11 protein-coding genes are annotated in these 16,304 nt (G+C 74.0%); all 11 read left to right on the top strand.

Annotation, left to right across the window (positions count from 1 at the left end):
• Positions 1-118 precede the first annotated feature (118 nt).
• The 11 genes from OG295_RS40990 (at position 119) to OG295_RS40940 (ending at position 16,304) form a co-directional block, all read left to right on the top strand.
• Complete coding sequence (locus OG295_RS40990) at positions 119-1,327, top strand: hypothetical protein (protein WP_266845149.1); 1,209 nt, start codon at positions 119-121, stop codon at positions 1,325-1,327.
• A gap of 90 nt (positions 1,328-1,417) precedes the next feature.
• On the top strand, positions 1,418-2,488 hold the full coding sequence (locus OG295_RS40985; protein ID WP_266845148.1) for a saccharopine dehydrogenase: 1,071 nt from the start codon (positions 1,418-1,420) through the stop codon (positions 2,486-2,488).
• Positions 2,478-3,677: a saccharopine dehydrogenase family protein gene (locus tag OG295_RS40980; protein WP_266845146.1), complete on the top strand. Its 1,200-nt coding sequence runs from the start codon at positions 2,478-2,480 to the stop codon at positions 3,675-3,677. Before OG295_RS40985 ends, OG295_RS40980 begins: the two co-directional genes overlap by 11 nt.
• Complete coding sequence (locus tag OG295_RS40975; RefSeq protein WP_266845145.1) at positions 3,674-5,041, top strand: acetyl-CoA carboxylase biotin carboxylase subunit family protein; 1,368 nt, start codon at positions 3,674-3,676, stop codon at positions 5,039-5,041. The genes OG295_RS40980 and OG295_RS40975 overlap by 4 nt, the downstream gene beginning before the upstream one ends.
• On the top strand, positions 5,031-6,284 hold the full coding sequence (locus tag OG295_RS40970) for an MFS transporter (protein WP_331733401.1): 1,254 nt from the start codon (positions 5,031-5,033) through the stop codon (positions 6,282-6,284). The genes OG295_RS40975 and OG295_RS40970 overlap by 11 nt, the downstream gene beginning before the upstream one ends.
• A gap of 57 nt (positions 6,285-6,341) precedes the next feature.
• A complete protein-coding gene (locus tag OG295_RS40965) occupies positions 6,342-7,670 on the top strand; it encodes a SidA/IucD/PvdA family monooxygenase (protein WP_266845142.1) in 1,329 nt (442 codons plus the stop codon).
• Entirely contained in the window at positions 7,670-8,851 is a 1,182-nt protein-coding gene (locus OG295_RS40960; protein WP_331733396.1) for an FAD-dependent oxidoreductase, read from the top strand. Before OG295_RS40965 ends, OG295_RS40960 begins: the two co-directional genes overlap by 1 nt.
• Positions 8,848-11,157: a class I tRNA ligase family protein gene (locus tag OG295_RS40955; RefSeq protein ID WP_331733393.1), complete on the top strand. Its 2,310-nt coding sequence runs from the start codon at positions 8,848-8,850 to the stop codon at positions 11,155-11,157. The genes OG295_RS40960 and OG295_RS40955 overlap by 4 nt, the downstream gene beginning before the upstream one ends.
• On the top strand, positions 11,154-14,444 hold the full coding sequence (locus OG295_RS40950; protein ID WP_331733390.1) for an amino acid adenylation domain-containing protein: 3,291 nt from the start codon (positions 11,154-11,156) through the stop codon (positions 14,442-14,444). Before OG295_RS40955 ends, OG295_RS40950 begins: the two co-directional genes overlap by 4 nt.
• Positions 14,441-16,033, top strand: coding sequence for an AMP-binding protein (locus OG295_RS40945; RefSeq protein ID WP_331733387.1), 1,593 nt, complete (start codon positions 14,441-14,443; stop codon positions 16,031-16,033). Before OG295_RS40950 ends, OG295_RS40945 begins: the two co-directional genes overlap by 4 nt.
• Complete coding sequence (locus OG295_RS40940) at positions 16,026-16,304, top strand: acyl carrier protein (RefSeq protein ID WP_331733385.1); 279 nt, start codon at positions 16,026-16,028, stop codon at positions 16,302-16,304. Before OG295_RS40945 ends, OG295_RS40940 begins: the two co-directional genes overlap by 8 nt.

Here is a 16,304-nt window from a genome sequence, read left to right as displayed (position 1 = left end):
CTGCACCCGCCTGACCCCCCTGCACCCGCCTGACCCTCCTGCACCCGCCCGGCCCCTCGCCCGTCCGCCCCTGCTTCGCCCGCTCGGCCCGCACCACCCGTTCGACAAGGAGTCACCAGTGAGCAGCACCACGACCGTCAGCCCCGTCGAGGCCGTCCGCCTCCCGGACCCCTACCCCTTCTACGCGCGCCTGGTGGCCGAGCGCCCCTTCGCCTTCGACGAGGCGCTGGGGGCCTGGGTGGCGGCCGACGCCGCCGCGGTGCGCGCGGTGCTCGGCAGCGGCGTCCTGCGGGTACGGCCCGTGGCGGAGCCGGTTCCGGCCGGGATCGCCGGCACGGCGGCGGGCGAGGTGTTCGGGCAGCTGGTGCGGATGACCGACGGTGCGGCGGCGGCCCGCCTGAAGGGGGCCGTCGCGGGGGCCCTGGCCGCCGCCGACACCGCGTACGCGGGGGAGCTGGCGGCCCGGTTCACCCGTGAGGCGCTCGCCGCGGGCGGCGAAGTCCCGTACGAGGAGCTGATGTTCGGGGTCCCGGCGCGGGTGGTCGCGGTGCTCGCCGGGCTGACCGGGGGCGCCGACCGCGAGGCGGCCCGCGCGATCGCCGACTTCGTCCGCTGCATCCCCGCCACGGCGGGCCCCGAGGACCGGGAGGCGGCCGCGGTGGCCGCCGTCCGGCTGCGCGAACTCCTCGGCCCGGTACTGGACTCGGCCGCCGCCGCGGGCCCGGAGGGGGCGCCGGGCAGCACGCCGGGGGCGGCGTCCGGAGCCGGAATCCGGGAGGGGTACGGCGCCGGCCGGGCGCACGGACTGCTCGCCGGGCTGGTGCGGGCCGCCGACCGGGAAGGCCTGGTCGACCTCGGGCCGCTGCTCTCCAACGCCATCGGCTTCCTCTCCCAGACCTACGACGCCACCGCCGGGCTCATCGGCAACACCCTGGTCGCCCTCGCCCGGGGCGCCGAAGCCCCCGACACGGGCGCGCTCGTGCGCGAGGTGGTCCGCCAAGACGCCCCGATCCAGAACACCCGCCGCTTCGCCGCCGGGTCCTTCACCCACGCGGGCTCCACGGTGGAACCCGGGCAGCAGCTCCTCGTGGTGCTCGCCGCCGCCAACCGGGACCCCGCCGTCAACCCGGACCCCCACACCCTGCACCCCGGCCGGGTGAATCCCGTGATCTTCACCTTCGGCGCGGCGGCCCACCGCTGCCCGGGGGAGCGGCTCGCCGTGGCGCTCGCCACCGCCGTCGTCACCGAACTGCGCACGGCAGGCTGGAGCACCACAGCGACCCCCGCCTACCGCCCTCTGGCGAACGCCCGGATCCCGCTCCTCTAGCGCGCAGGCACTCCCAGGACGTCGCCCCCGCAACCGCGATCAGGCCGGGGGTCTACCACCCCTATGCCTTCAGACAGGACAAAACGCACCATGTCGGACAGTACTCACCTCTGGATGCGCCACGAGGCCCGCCCCACCGAGCGCCGAGCCCCCCTCACCCCGCACGACGCGGGCCGCCTGGTGGAGGCCGGGGTCCGGATCACCGTCGAGGAGTCGGACCAGCGCGCCTTCCCCCTCGCCGACTACGCCGCCGCCGGCTGCGCCACCGCCCCCACCGCCTCCTGGGACGCACAGGCCCCCGCCGACGCCTACGTCCTCGGCCTCAAGGAACTCCCCGCCGGCCCCGGCGCACCCGCCCTGCGCCACCGCCACATCTACTTCGCCCACGCCTACAAGGGCCAGTCGGGCGCCGCCGAACTGCTCTCCCGCTTCACCGCCGGCGGCGGCGCCCTGCTCGACATGGAGTACCTCACCGACGAAGCCGGCCGCCGCGTCGCCGCCTTCGGCTACTGGGCCGGCTACATCGGCGCCGCCCTCGCCGTCCTGCACCACCGCGGCACCCTCACCACCCCGCTGCGCCCGACCGACCGGCCCGCCCTCGACGCCCTCCTCGCCTCCGGCGCCACCACCGGCGACCCCACCACCGCCCTCGTCGTCGGAGCCCTCGGCCGCAGCGGCCGCGGTGCCTGCGACGCACTGGTGCGGGCCGGACTGGAACCCACCCGCTGGGACCTCGCCGAGACCCGCTCCCTGGACCGGGCCGCGCTGCTCGGCCACGACCTGATGGTCAACACCGTCCTGACCACCACCCCCGTACCGCCGTTCCTGACCAAGGCCGACCTCGACGACCACGCCCGCCGCCTCTGCCTCCTCTCCGACGTCACCTGCGACGTCACCTCCGACTGCAACGTCCTGCCGGTCTACGACGAGACCACCACCTGGACCGAGCCCGTCCGCACCCTGCGCGCCGAGGCCCCCCGCCTCGACCTCATCGCCATCGACAACCTCCCCTCCCTCCTCCCCGTCGAGGCCAGCACCGCCTTCTCCGCCGAACTCGCCCCGCACCTGATGCGCCTGGCCGAGTGGGACGGCGTCTGGGCCCGCGCCCTGCACACCTACCGGACCGCAGTCGAAGCCCAGGAGGCCCCCCTTGTCCGCTGACCCGCCCTCACCCGCCGCGGCGCCGGCGTCCGGCACCGTCCACTGGATAGGCACCGGCCTGTCCACCGGCCGCTCCGGCCTGTCCCTCGTCTGCGAGCGCGCCCGTCGCGTGGTCCTGTGGGACCGCACCGCCGATCGCGCCACCGCCCGCCTGGCCGCCCACGGCCTCGCGGGCCGCGCGGAGGCCCGCGCCCTCACCCCGGCCGCCCTGGCGGACGGGGTGGGCCCCGGTGACGTCCTCGTCTCCATGCTCCCCGCCGCCGAACACCCGGCGCTGCTGCGTCTGGCGACCGACCGCGGGGCCCACTTCGCCTGCACCAGCTACGTCTCCCCGGAGCTCGCCGCGCTCGCCGGCACCGCCGCCGCGCGGACCCGTACCGTCGTGCTCACCGAGGCCGGACTCGACCCCGGCATCGACCACCTGATGGCCCACCACCTGGTCGCCCGGGGCCGCGAGGCCATCGGCTCGTTACCGGCGACCGCCGCGTTCACCTCCTACTGCGGAGGGGTCCCGGCGGTCCCCAACGCCTTCCGCTACCGCTTCAGCTGGGCCCCGTACGGGGTCCTCGCGGCCCTCGGCTCCCCGGCCCGGCACATCGACTCCGGGGCCGAACGCACCGCCGCCCGCCCCTGGGAGGCCACCCGGCCGCTGGTCCTGGCGGGCGAGGAGTTCGAGGTCTACCCCAACCGCGACAGCCTCCCCTTCGTCGCCCAGTACGGCATCCCGCACCAGTGGCAGCTCGCCACCTTCGTCCGCGGAACCCTGCGCAACGCGGGCTGGCGCACCGCCTGGAAGGAGGTCTTCGACACCGTCTCCGCGGGCGACCCCGCGGCCGTCCGCGCCCTGGCCGCGGCCCTCGCCGCCCGCTACCCCACCACCCCCGACGACCGCGACCGCGTCGTCCTGTCGGTCTCCCTCGAACTGCGCACCGCCGCCGGGACCCGCTGGCGCGGCTCCCACCTGCTGGACCTGACCGGCGACGGCGAAGAGTCCGCGATGGCCCGCTGCGTCTCCCTCCCCGTCGCCTACGGCGTGACCCGCATCCTGGCCGGCGCCCTCCCCGCCGGCCTCAACCGGGCCGCCGAGACGCCCCGGGAGACCACCCGCTGGCTCACCTTCCTCGCCGCCCACGGCCTGGGCGGGACCTGCGAAGAAACCTCCTCCACCCCCTCAGGAGTCCCGGCATGACCCACCCGACCGCGCAACCGTCCCACCCCGCCGCCCACGGGCCGCTTCCCGAGGCCTTCGTCCTCACCGGCGCCTTCCGGGTCGTCTGCCGCAACCCCCGCTACCTGGAGGAACTCGCCGCCCGCGGCCTGAAGATCCTCCTGATCACCCCCGAGTCGTACCGCGACGCCGCCGAGACCGCCCGCAAGGACCCCGACCACCCGGCCTCCCTGATCGACGAGATCGCCTACGTCGACGGCTCCCTCGACCTCGACGGCTCCTTCACCCCCGGCTTCGCCGCCCGGGCCCGTGCCTGGCACGGCCGCTACACCGTGCGCGGCGCCTACGCCGTCGGCGAGACCCTGGTCGAGCAGACCGGCCTGCTGTGCGACGCCCTCGGCCTGCCCGGACCCGGACTGCGCGCCACCCGCGTCTGCCGCAGCAAGTACCTCCAGCGCTGGTACCTCGACGCCTTCGGCCCGGCCTGCCTGGTGGTGCCGCCCGGCGGCCGCGAGGACGCCGACCTGACCGCGCTGACCTACCCGGTCGTCGCCAAACCCGCCACCCGGCACTCCAGTTCGGGCGTGGTCGCCGTCGAGGACGCCGGGGCGATGCGCGCCCTGCTGATGGAGTACCCCGCCCACGAGACCGTGCTGATCGAGGAGAAGGCCACCGGCCAGGAGTACTCCGTCGAGACCCTCGTCCAGCACGGCGAGCCCGTCTTCGCGTCGGTGACCCGCAAGGAGACCACCGAGTCCGGCGCGCACACCTTCGTCGAGCTCGCCCACTCCGTCCCGGACCCGTCCGGCGGGCACGACGCGGTCCTGCGGGACGCCAACCGCCGGATGCTGGACGTCCTCGGCTTCCGCGACGGCATCGCCCACTCCGAGTGGCGCGTCGGCGCCGACGGCCGTCCCTGCCTGATGGAGGTCGCCGCCCGCACCCCCGGCGACGGCCTGCTCGCCCTCTACCACCTGGCCACCGGGCAGCCGATGGAACCCGAGATCATCAAGATCGCCCTCGGCGAGCCCGCCTCCTACCCGGCCCCGCGCCGCTTCACCCGCCAGGTCTACCTCGACCACGCACCGGGAGTCCTCGCCGACGTCACCCTCGACCGGCTCGGCGTACGCCCCCAGTGGGTGGGCGAGGCCGGGATGTGGCCCGAGTGGCTTCCCGGAGCCGCCGGGGACCCGGCCGCGCTGCGTGCGCTCCTCGTCCTGAAGGAGGCCGGTGCCCGGCTGGGCCCGCTCGCCAGCTCCGACGACCGCGCGGTGACCTTCCTCCTCGACGCCCCGACCGCAGACGGCCTGGACGAACTGGAGCGGTCCGTACGGGCCGCCGTCACCATCGTCACCGAACCGGAGGCCGGCGCCGATGAGCACTGACGTCCGCCCCGCCGAGGCCGCCCCGGAGCCGGCGGCCGCGCCCGCCGCCCCCGGGGTGTGGGTGACCTTCAAGGAGGCCCCGCGCGCGGTGAAGACCGTACTGGCCGGGGTGCTCGTCAACCGGCTCAGCGGCTTCCTGCACGTCTTCCTCGTCCTCTTCCTCACCGCCGAGGGCTACTCGAAGGGCCACACGGTCATCGCCCTGGGCGTCTACGGCGGCGGGGCCGTCGCCGGCTCCCTGGCCGGCGGCACCCTCGCCGACCGGCTCGGCATCCGCGGCGCCACCGTGCTCTCCATGAGCAGTACGGCCGTCCTCACCGCGGCCCTCCTCTACCTGTCCGACTTCACCCTGCTGCTCTGCGCCATCGCCCTCGTCAGCCTGGGCGCCCAGCTGTTCCGCCCCGCGTCGGCCACCCTGCTCGCCGAGCAGACCGACGGCGACCGGCAGATCATGATCTTCGCGATGTACCGCTTCGGCCTCAACGTCGGCGCGACCGCCGCCCCGCTGCTGGGATACGCGCTCTACAACGCCGGCGGGCAGACGTACACCCTGCTGTTCTGGGGGGAGGCCGCCCTCGCCCTCGCCTACGCGCTCGTCGCACGGGCCACCCTGCCCGCCAGGAGCCCGGTCCGCACCGGGCCGGTGCGCGAGGCCGCCCCCACCGGCGGCTACGGCGCGGTCCTGCGCGACCGCCGCTACCTGCTCTACCTCGTCGCGGCCTTCTTCCACTCCGCCGTCTACATGCAGTACCTGTCCACGCTCCCGCTGTCCCTGAAGGACGCGCACATCGCGCTCTTCTGGTACACCTTCGCGGTCGCGCTCAACGGCTTCATCGTCATCGCCTTCGAGCTGCTGGTCACCAAGGTCTCGCAACGCTGGCCCCTGAAGATCACCATCGGCCTGGGCTTCGCCCTCGTCGGTGCCGGCGTCGCCTGCTACGGCCTGCCGATCGGGCCCGCCGCCGTGGTCATCGGCACCCTCGTCTGGTCCCTGGGCGAGATCCTCGGCGGCCCCGCCGTCTTCGCCTACCCGGCGGGCGCCGGGCCCGAGGCACTGCGCTCCCGCTACATCGGCAGCTTCCAGTTCACCTTCGGCCTGGGCTCCGCCCTCGGGCCGATGGCCGGCACCTGGCTCTTCCTCCAGTACGGCCAGCTCGTCTGGCCGCTGGTCGGTGCCTGCTCCCTGCTCGCCACCCTGTTCGGCCTGATCGCCGTACGCACGCGCCCGGCCGCCGCGGCCTAGCGCTCCCCACCCCACCCCCTCCTCTTCCCTTACCGAATCGAACGAGAGGTTCCGACCATGGGGCACGAGAGCTTCCGGCCGGGCATCACACACTTCCGCTGCCTGGGAATCGGCGTGGGTCCGGCCAACCTGAGCCTGGCTTCCCTGCTGCACAGCCGGCCGGACGTACCCAATCTCTTCCTCGACCGCAAGGAGACCTTCAGCTGGCACGACGGCCAGCAGATCCCGGGCACCACCCTCCAGGTCTCCCAGTTCAAGGACCTGGTGAGCCTCGCCGATCCCGCGAACCCGTTCTCGTTCCTGTCGTACCTGCACGCCAAGGGACGGGTCTACCACTTCCTCAACGCCCGGTTCGATGACGTGCCGAGGCTGGAGTTCCGCAACTACCTGGCCTGGGCCAGCCGCCGCAACGAGAACATCGTCTTCGGCGAGGGCGTCCGGGAGGTCGGCTTCGACGACGGCCTCGGCGCGTTCACCGTCCGCACCGACCGCCGCGAGCTGACCGCCGAGAACGTCGTGGTCGGCGTCGGCAGCCGCCCCTGGGTCCCGCCGCAGGGCGAAGGACGGCTCGGACCCACGCAGTTCCACGTGGCCGACTACCTGGGCGCCGCCCGCGACGTCGGCGGCAAGCGGGTCGTGGTCATCGGCGGCGGCCAGTCCGGCGCCGAGGCCTTCCTCGACCTGATCTCCCGCAGCGGCTGGGACCTGCCCCGCCGGGTCTCGTGGATCTCGCGGCGGCCGAACTACCTCCCGATCGACGACTCGCCCTTCACCAACGACTACTACATGCCCAGCCACGCGGACTACTTCTACGGACTGCCGCGCGAGCGCCGCCAGTCGCTGAATTCCAGCAACATCCTGACGAGCGACGGCATCTCCGAGTCCACGCTGCGCGAGATCTACCAGACCATCTACGTCCACCGGTTCGTCGAGGGCAACGAAGACCTGGTCGCCCTGCACCCCGGCCGCGAGGTCTTCGACGTCTCCACCGGCCCCCTCGGCGGCTGGGAGGTGTGCGCCCGGCACACGGGCGAGCCGGAGTCCGTGGAGAGGTTCGAGGCCGACATCGTCGTCTGGGCCACCGGGTACCGGCCCGCGGCCATGGACTTCCTCGCCCCCCTCGCCGGCCGCCTGGAGCACGAGGGCGAGGAACTGCGCGTCGACGAGGACTACGCCGTCCGCTGGGACGGCCCCGCCGACCGCCGGATCTTCGTCCAGAACGGGGTCCGCGGCCAGCGCGGCCTCGCCGACCCCAACCTCAGCCTCAACGCCTGGCGCAGCCGGCGCATCGCCGACCGGCTGTGCGGCGTACGCGCGGACGAGCAGCTCGCCTCCTTCATCGAATGGTCCTCCAAGGCCCCGCAGGACGAACGGTGGAGCGCCTGATGCCCGCCACCGGCCCCGCCACGGGCCCCCTCACCGGCCCCGCCGTCACCGAGCCCGCCGTCACCGAGCCCGCCGGCTACCGCGGCACCGCCCCCGACGCCGGCGGCCCCACCGGCGCCCGCACCGGCATCGCCGTCGTGGGCGCGGGCATCCTCGGGGTGCTCATCGCCCGCGAGATCCTCACCCGCGACCCCTCCGCCACCGTCACCGTCCTCGACCGGGACATGATCGGTTCCGGCGCCACCCGCCGCTCCGCCGGACTCCACTTCCCGCGCGGCGCGAACGACACCGTCCGCACCCTCGCCGCCGAGAGCGAGCGCTTCTACGCCGACCTCCACGCGGCCCGCCCGGACCTGCCCATCCACCCGCTCGGCATGACCGTCCTGGCCCCCGAGAGCGCCGAGGAGCGGCTGCGCGAGGTCTACCTGCCCGAGGCCAAACTCCGCTGGACCACCGAACTCCCGCCCGTGGCAGGGCCTTTGCCCGAGAACTTCGGGGCCTGGGAGGGCGACGGCTGCCAGTACGCGGACGTGCACGCCCTCACCCAGCTGCTCGCCGCCGAACTGCGCCCCCGGGTCGCCTTCCGCGAGGGCGTCGCCGTCACCTCCGTCGCCGCCGGGCCCGGCGGCGCGCGCCTGACCCTGACCGGCGGCGCCACCCTCACCGCCGAACACGTGGTGATCGCCCCGGGGCCCTGGCTCGCCGAACCCGCCTGGCGGGACCTGGTGGCCCCCCTCGGAGCCCGGGTCAAGAAGATAGTCGCCCTGCACATCGACCGGGCGCCCGCCCCGGGGGACCGGGCGGTCGTCCTGCACGCCGATGACGCGTTCCTGCTGCCCTTCCACCACCGCGGCCACTGGCTGTTCAGCTACACCTGCCGGGAGTGGGACGTCGACCCCGCGGCCGTCGACCCCGCCCTCACCGCCGGCCACCTGCGCGAGGCCCGCGCCCTGCTCACCCGCTACGCCCCGGACCTGGCCTCCCACTGCCGCTCCGGCCGGGTCTTCTGCGACGCGTACGGGCCCGGCGGCACGCCCCTGGTCACCGCGCTCGACCCCTACGGCCGGCTCGTGTTCGCGGGCGCCGCGAGCGGCTCCGGCTACCGGCTGGCCCCGGCGCTCGCCGCCCGCGCCGCCGCCCTGATCCCCTCCCTCCCGTCTCCGCGAAAGGCCATGACATGATCATCGCGAGTTACGACGCCGACGTCCTGGAGCAGGCGTTCGGCATCGACATGAGCGGCGTGGAGGGGCTGGGCACAGCCGCTGGCTGGGGCCGCGTCGCCCCCGGCCGCGCCACCGACAGCCACCGGCACGACGAGACCGAGCTGTTCGTCATCGTCTCGGGCCGCGGCGAGTTCGTCATCGACGGCGAACGCCACCCCGCCGCCCCCGGAACCGTCGTCCTCTTCGAACCCTTCGAGTCGCACGTCTTGAGGAACACCAGTCCGGAGAACACCGGTCCGCAGGACGGCGGCGGGGACGGGGCCGATCTCGTCTTCTTCACCCAGTACTGGCGCGACGCCCAGCGCGCCGCCACCTCCGCCGCCGACCCGGTCCGCAAGGGCTTCGGCGACCGCCCCGTCTTCGTCTTCTCCACCCCGCCCACCCCCAACGGCGACCTCCACCTCGGCCACCTCTCCGGCCCCTACCTCGGCGCCGACGCCTTCACCCGCTACCAGCGCATGACCGGCGCCGAGGCCTACCACCTCACCGGCAGCGACGACTACCAGAGCTACGTGGTCGCGGCCGCCGCCAAGGACGGCAGCACCCCCGCCGAGACCGCCGCCCACTACAGCGCCGAGATCGCCGAAACCCTGCGGCTGATGGACATACCGCTCGACCAGTACACGGTCACCGACCAGGACCCCGCCTACCGCGAGGGCCTGCGGGACTTCTTCGGCAAGGTCGTCGCCTCCGGCGAGATCGCCGTCACCGAGACCGACGCCCTCTACGACGCCACCACCGGCGGCTACCTCTACGAGGCCGACGTCAAGGGCGGCTGCCCCGGCTGCGGCTCCACCACCTCCGGCAACATCTGCGAGGAGTGCGGCGAGCCCAACACCGTCGCCGACCTGACCGGCCCCCGCTCGGCCCGCTCCGACGCCCCGCCCACCACCGCGCCGGCCGCCCGCTGGACCCTGCCCCTGCACGCCTACGCCGGGGACGTCCGCGCCCACCACCGCCTCGGCCGGGTCCCGGCCCGGCTGCGCGAACTCGCCGACCGGCTCTTCCGCCGCCCCGACCTGACCATCCCCCTCACCCACCCCTCCACCTGGGGCGTCGAGCCGCGCGAGGACGGCACCGACGGCCAGGTCATCTGGGTGTGGCCCGAGATGAGCTACGGGTTCCTGCACGGCATCCAGTCCCTCGGCGCCCGCCTGGGCCGGCCCTGGAAGGCGGCCGACCCGGCCGCCGACTGGAAGATCGTCCACTTCTTCGGCTACGACAACAGCTTCTACCACGGCGTCCTCTACCCGGTCCTCTACCAGCTCGCCTTCCCCGGCTGGACCCCCGACATCGACTACCACGTCAACGAGTTCTACCTGCTCGAAGGCGAGAAGTTCTCCACCAGCCGCCGCCACGCCATCTGGGGCAAGGAGATCCTCACCCCCGACACCGTCGACTCCGTCCGTTACTTCCTCGCCTCCACCCGCCCCGAGGGAACCCGCACCGACTTCCGGCGCGCCGCCTACCAGGCCACCCTCGACGACACCCTCATCGGGACCTGGCAGCAGTGGCTGAACGACCTCGGCGCCCGCGTCGCCAAGCACCACGGCGGCCGTGCCCCCGACGCCGGGAACTGGACCGCCGAACACTCCGCCTTCCTCGCCCGGCTCGGCACCCGCCTCGCCGCCGTCACCGGAGCCCTGCAGAACGACTCCTTCTCCCTCAACCAGGCCGCCGCCGAACTCGACGGCATCGTCCGCGACACCGTCCGCTTCGCCCGCGCCGAGGGCCTCCTCACCGACACCCCCGGCTGGGAGGACGAGAACCGCACCGCCGTCGCCCTCGAACTGGCCGCCGCCCGGCTGCTCGCGCACGCCGCCGCCCCCGTCATGCCCCGCTTCGCCGACCGGCTCGCCGCCGCCCTGGGCACGGACGCCCCGAGCACGTGGCCCCGTAGCGTCGAACTCCTCACCCCCGGCAGCGCCGTCACCCTCGCCGACGCCGTCTTCTTCCAGCCGGCCCCGCCGGCACCGACCGCCCCGCCCGCCGAGCCGGAGCTCACCCCCTGGCTCACCGGGGTCGCCCGCACCGTCCTGCGCCTCGGCGACGACGAGCGGATCGCCCACCGCACCCTCACCCAGCTCGCGGCCGGCTCCCTCCAGGCCGTCACCGTCCAGTACCGGATCCTCGACGCCCTCGACGTCGACCTCTCCATGGACGAACTCCTGCACGGCGGCACCCTCGCGGAACTCGCCGCCGTCATCGCCGAGCGCGCCGAGCCCTCCGCCGTCGCCGCCCTGACCTCGGGGGACGCCCGATGAACGCCCGTCACATGCTGCGCGAGATAGCCCGGCGCGGACTGTCGGTCACCCTCACCGACGGCGACCTGCGCCTCCAGGGCAGCCGCGAGCGGATGGACCCCGAGTTCATCGCCTCCCTCAAGGCCGCCAAGCCCGAGCTCGTAGCCCACCTCGCCCGCGAGGCCGAACACGGCCCCGGCTTCCCCCTCACCCCGCTCCAGCGCAGCTACTACCTCGGCCGCAGCGGGATCTTCGAGATCGGCGACGTCGCCAGCCACGTCTTCCACGAGATCGAGGGCGACTGGGACCTCGACCGCCTCCAGGCCTCCCTCGACACCGTCGTGGCCGCGCACAGCGCCCTGCGCTCGCGCTTCCTCTCCGACGAACGCCAGGTCACCGAGTACGGCGACCACGCCCCGCGCATCGGCGTCCTCGACCTGCGCGGCCACAGCCCCCGCCAGCAGGAGCTGATCCGCGCCGAACTGCGCGAGATGCGCTCCCACCAGGTGCTCCCCGCCGACCAGGCACCCCTGCTCACCGTCGACGCGACCATCCTCGACGACGACAGGATGGTGCTGCACGTCGGCCACGACGGGCTTGTGATGGACGGGATCAGCATGTTCCTGTTCTTCCGCGCCTGGTGGCACGCCTACCAGAGCCCCACCGCGGACGTCCACGAGGAACTCCCCTACGAGGACTACGTCGCCGCCCTGGAAGCCGCCCGCGACCGCGCCCCCGCCCGGCGCTCGCGCGACTACTGGATGGAACGCTGCGACGACCTCGCCCCCCACCCCGACCTGCCACTGCGCACCAGCCCGGCCGCCCTGACCGGCACCCGGTTCACCCAGCGCACGGTCGGCCTCGGCCGCGAGGAGTGGAGCGCCCTCAAGGACCGGGCCGCCGCCGCCGGCCTGACCCCCTCCGCCCTGCTGCTCGCCGCGTACGCGGAAACGCTGGCCACCTGGGGCGCGGGGGAGCGGTTCACCCTCACCACCACCGTCGCCCACCGGCCGCCCGTGCACCCCCGGGTCTTCGAGGCCATCGGCCAGTTCTCCGACACCCTCCTCGTCGAGGCCGAGGTCGACCGCTCCCTGCCCTTCGCGGAACGCGCCAAGGCCCTCCAGACCCGCCTGCACACCGACATCGACCACCGGCACTTCTCCGGCATCGAGGTCCTCAAGGAACTGGCCCGCCGCCGCGGCGGGGTGGCCGGCGCGCGGATGCCCTTCACCTTCAACAGCGCCATCGGACACGTCAGCAGCGAGGTCGACGGCTCCGCCCTGGAACTCTTCGGCGAGGAGGTCTTCTCCGTCAGCCAGACCCCGCAGGTGTGGCTCAACGCCTTCGCGATGGAGCGCCGCGGCGCCCTCGTCGTCCAGCTCGACGGCATCGACGAACTCTTCTGCGAAGGCCTCCTCGACGACCTCGCGCACGGCTACGCAACCCTCCTGGCCACCCTCGTCGACGAGAGCGCCTGGCAGCAGCACCACTTCGACCTGCTGCCGCCCGCCCAGCGGGCCCGCCGCGACGAGGCCAACGACACCGCCGTCGCCCTGCCCGACGAGATGCTCGGCGACGCCATCGTCGCCCAGGCCGCCCGCACCCCCGCCGCCCCCGCCGTCCTGACCTCCGACCGCACCGTGAGCTACGGCGAACTCCTGCACCGGGCCGCGACCGCCGCGACCTGGCTGCGCGGACAGGGAGTCGGCCGCGGCGAACTCGTCGGCCTCGTCATGCGGCGCGGGCCCGAGCAGATCGTCGGCGTCCTCGCCACCGTCCTCGCCGGCGCCGCCTACCTGCCCGTCGACGCCGACCTGCCCCCCGCCCGCCAGGACTACATGCTGGCCGACGGCGAGGTCCGCTGCGTCCTGACCAACACCGGCCGGCCCGACTCCGGCGACATCGCCTGCTTCGACCTCACCCAGCCCTGCTCCGGCCGCGCCGAGGTCCCCGACCGGCTCCCCGGGTCCCACCCGGACGACCTCGCGTACGTCCTCTACACCTCCGGCACCACCGGCGCCCCCAAGGGCGTCATGGTGACCCACCGCAACGTCGCCAACGTCGTCGCCGACTGCCAGACCCGCTTCGGGATCACCCCCGAGGACCGGTTCATGGCCATCAGCGCCTTCAACTTCGACCTGTCCGTCTGGGACGTCTTCGGCGCCCTCGCGGCCGGGGCGGCCCTCGTGATGCCCGACCGGGACAAGGCCGTCGACCCCGCCCACTGGCTCGACCTGTGCCGCCTGCACGACGTCAGCGTGTGGAACTCCGTCCCCGCCATCGTCGGGCTGCTGCACGGCCAGGCCCGCGCCGACGGCGCCGTACCGCCCGCCCTGCGCCTGGTCATGATGAGCGGCGACCGGCTCCCGCCCGCCCTGCCCGCGCAGTTGCGCGCGATGATGCCGGAGCTGGAGGTGGTCTCCCTCGGCGGCCCCACCGAGACCACCATCTGGAACATCCTGCACCCCGTCGGCGAGGAGGAGGACGGCAGCGAGTCCATCCCCTACGGACGCCCCAACGCCAACAACCGCGCCTACGTCCTGGACCGCCACGGCCTCGACGCCCCCGACTGGGTCACCGGCGAGATCGTCGCCGCCGGCACCGGCCTGGCGCGCGGCTACTGGCGCGACGAGGAACGCACCGCCGAGCGGTTCCGGGAGGACCGCGTACGCGGTGAACGCCTCTACCGCACCGGCGACCTCGGCCGGTACCTGCCCGACGGCGACATCCAGATCCTCGGCCGCAGCGACTTCCAGATCAAGATCAACGGCTATCGGATCGAGGCCGGGGAGGTCGAGACCCGCCTCGCCGCCCTCGCCGAGGTCACCCGCGCCGTCGTCGCCGCCCAGGGCAACCGCCTCGTCGCCCACCTGGTGCCCGCGGGCGACCACCGCCCGCACCTGAACGACCTGCGCGGGGCACTGCGTTCCGACCTGCCCGACTACATGCTCCCCGCGGCCGTCCTGTGGCACGACGAACTGCCGCTGACCCGCAACGGCAAGGTGGACCGCACCCGGCTGGCCGAACTCGGCGCGCAGGCGCCCGCCGACGCACCGCCGACCGGCGGCAGCGCCCCCGCCACCCAGGCCGAGAAGATCCTCTGCGACATCTGGTCCACCGTCCTGCGCCGCCCCGACGTCGGCGCCCTGGACACCCTCGCCTCCCTCGGCGGCGACTCCATCGCGGCCGCCCGGATCCTCACCGCCGCCCGCAAGCGCTTCGGCGTCACCCTCACCCTCGACCAGTTCTCGGAGCTGGAGACCGTCCGCGCGATGGCCGCCGTACTCATGCCGGGGGTGACCCGATGACGATGACCGCCTCGGACACGCCCGCCGGGGCACGGGCCACGCCCCCGCCCGGAGCACCCGGAGGCGGGGCCGTCCCCGAGACGATCAGGCGGATCGTCGGCCGGCCGCCGGGCGGCGGGCACATCTCCGTCGCCCGCCTGGACGGGACACGGACCATCCCCCTGCGCGAGCTCCACGACCGCTCCGGCCGCCTCGCCCACCACCTGCGGGACACCTACGGCATCGGTCCCGGCGACCGCATCGGGATCCTCGCCGCCAACAGCCTGGAATGGGTGCTCCTCGACCTGGCCGCGCTGCGCCTCGGCGCGCAGACTGCGGGCCTGGAGCCGGGCAAGTTCACCCCGTCCACCGCCCTCATGGACCGCTACGGCCTGCACCTGCTCTGCACCGACCAGCCCACCGACGTCCCCGACACCCTCACCACCGACCGGATCTGGGAGCTGACGGAGCCCACCGGCTCCGCCGACGCCCCGCTGCCCCCCGTCACCTGGGGCGCCCGGGACGTCACCACCATCAAGTTCACCTCCGGCAGCACCGGCGTCCCCAAGGGCCTCGGTGCGACCGCCGGCAGCATCGACAGCGCCCTCACCGCCGTCCAGGAGATCTTCGAACACACCCCGGACGACCACCTCTTCGTCTTCCTGCCCCTCTCCCTCCTCCAGCAGCGCTACTGGGTGTACTCGGCCCTGCTGCACGGCCACGACGTCACCGTCACCACCTACGAGGCGGCCTTCGCGACCCTGCGCCGGGTCCGCCCCACCGTGGTCATGGGCGTCCCCGCCTTCTACGAGTCCGCCCGCCGCACCATCGACGGCCGGCTGCGCCGGTCCGCCGGCCGCACCCTCCCCGACGTGGCCCGCGCCCTGTTCGGCGACCGCATCCGCTACCTCTGGACCGGATCCGCGCCCGCCTCGCCGGCCGTCCTGCGCTTCTTCACCGAGGCCGGACTGCCGATCTACGAGGGCTACGGGCTCAACGAGACCTGCATCGTCACCAAGAACCACCCCGGCGCCCACCGCGAGGGGAGCGTCGGCAAACCGGTCCGCGGCAAGGAGGTGCTGATCGGCGAGGACGGGGTCATCAGCGTCCGCAGCACCCACCCCGTCAACAACCACTACGAGTACGCCCGCCCCGGCGACTCCGAGAAGGTCTTCTCGCCCGACGGCACCGTCCGCACCGGCGACCTCGGCCACCTCGACGAGGACGGCTTCCTCTTCGTGCACGGCCGCGCCGACGACGTCATCGTCCTCGACAACGGCAAGAAGGTCGTCGTGCGGCCCATCGAGGAACTGATGCGGGCCGACCCCGCGATCGCCGAGTGCGTGGTCTTCAGCCCCACCCAGACCGAACTCGTCGCCGTGGTCTCCCCGGCCGCCCGGCCCGCGGACGCCCGCGCCATCGCCGCCCGGCTCGCCGCGACCAACGCCGCCACCACCCCCGACGAGCGGATCAGCCGGGTCGTGGTCGCCGACCCGCCGTTCAGCATCGGCAACGGCCTGCTGACCTCCCAGTACAAGCCCAAGCGTCCCGACATACGGGCCGCCTACCACTCCCCGCTGCACACCCAGGAGGCCGGAATCCATGCCTGAGACCCCGTCCGAGATCGAAACGGCCGCCCGCGAACAGCTCTCCCTCGTCCTGATCCCCGAGGTCGAGCCCCACGCCATCGACCCCGCCGCCGACATGGTCGCCGCCTACGGGCTGACCTCCCTCAACAAGGTCCTCTTCCTCACGGAGGTCTGCGAGGAGACCGGCGTCGACCTCGCCCACTTCACCGAGCACGACCTCGCCGACATGCGGACCCTGCGCGACGTCACCGACGCCCTCACCCGCCACCACCACGCCACCACCGGAGCCTGA

Origin of the sequence: Streptomyces sp. NBC_01276, from assembly GCF_041435355.1 — a bacterium.
Classification (GTDB): domain Bacteria; phylum Actinomycetota; class Actinomycetes; order Streptomycetales; family Streptomycetaceae; genus Streptomyces.
This window is presented reverse-complemented; position numbering and strand designations above follow the sequence as displayed.

Bases quoted from the DNA above. Each gene is read 5' to 3' on its own strand.
- OG295_RS40965 (WP_266845142.1), top strand. From the start codon at position 6,342: ATGGGGCACGAGAGCTTCCGGCCGGGCATCACACACTTCCGCTGCCTG.
- OG295_RS40950 (WP_331733390.1), top strand. From the start codon at position 11,154: ATGAACGCCCGTCACATGCTGCGCGAGATAGCCCGGCGCGGACTGTCG.
- OG295_RS40985 (WP_266845148.1), top strand. From the start codon at position 1,418: ATGTCGGACAGTACTCACCTCTGGATGCGCCACGAGGCCCGCCCCACC.
- OG295_RS40955 (WP_331733393.1), top strand. From the start codon at position 8,848: ATGATCATCGCGAGTTACGACGCCGACGTCCTGGAGCAGGCGTTCGGC.
- OG295_RS40945 (WP_331733387.1), top strand. From the start codon at position 14,441: ATGACGATGACCGCCTCGGACACGCCCGCCGGGGCACGGGCCACGCCC.
- OG295_RS40970 (WP_331733401.1), top strand. From the start codon at position 5,031: ATGAGCACTGACGTCCGCCCCGCCGAGGCCGCCCCGGAGCCGGCGGCC.
- OG295_RS40975 (WP_266845145.1), top strand. From the start codon at position 3,674: ATGACCCACCCGACCGCGCAACCGTCCCACCCCGCCGCCCACGGGCCG.
- OG295_RS40940 (WP_331733385.1), top strand. From the start codon at position 16,026: ATGCCTGAGACCCCGTCCGAGATCGAAACGGCCGCCCGCGAACAGCTC.
- OG295_RS40960 (WP_331733396.1), top strand. From the start codon at position 7,670: ATGCCCGCCACCGGCCCCGCCACGGGCCCCCTCACCGGCCCCGCCGTC.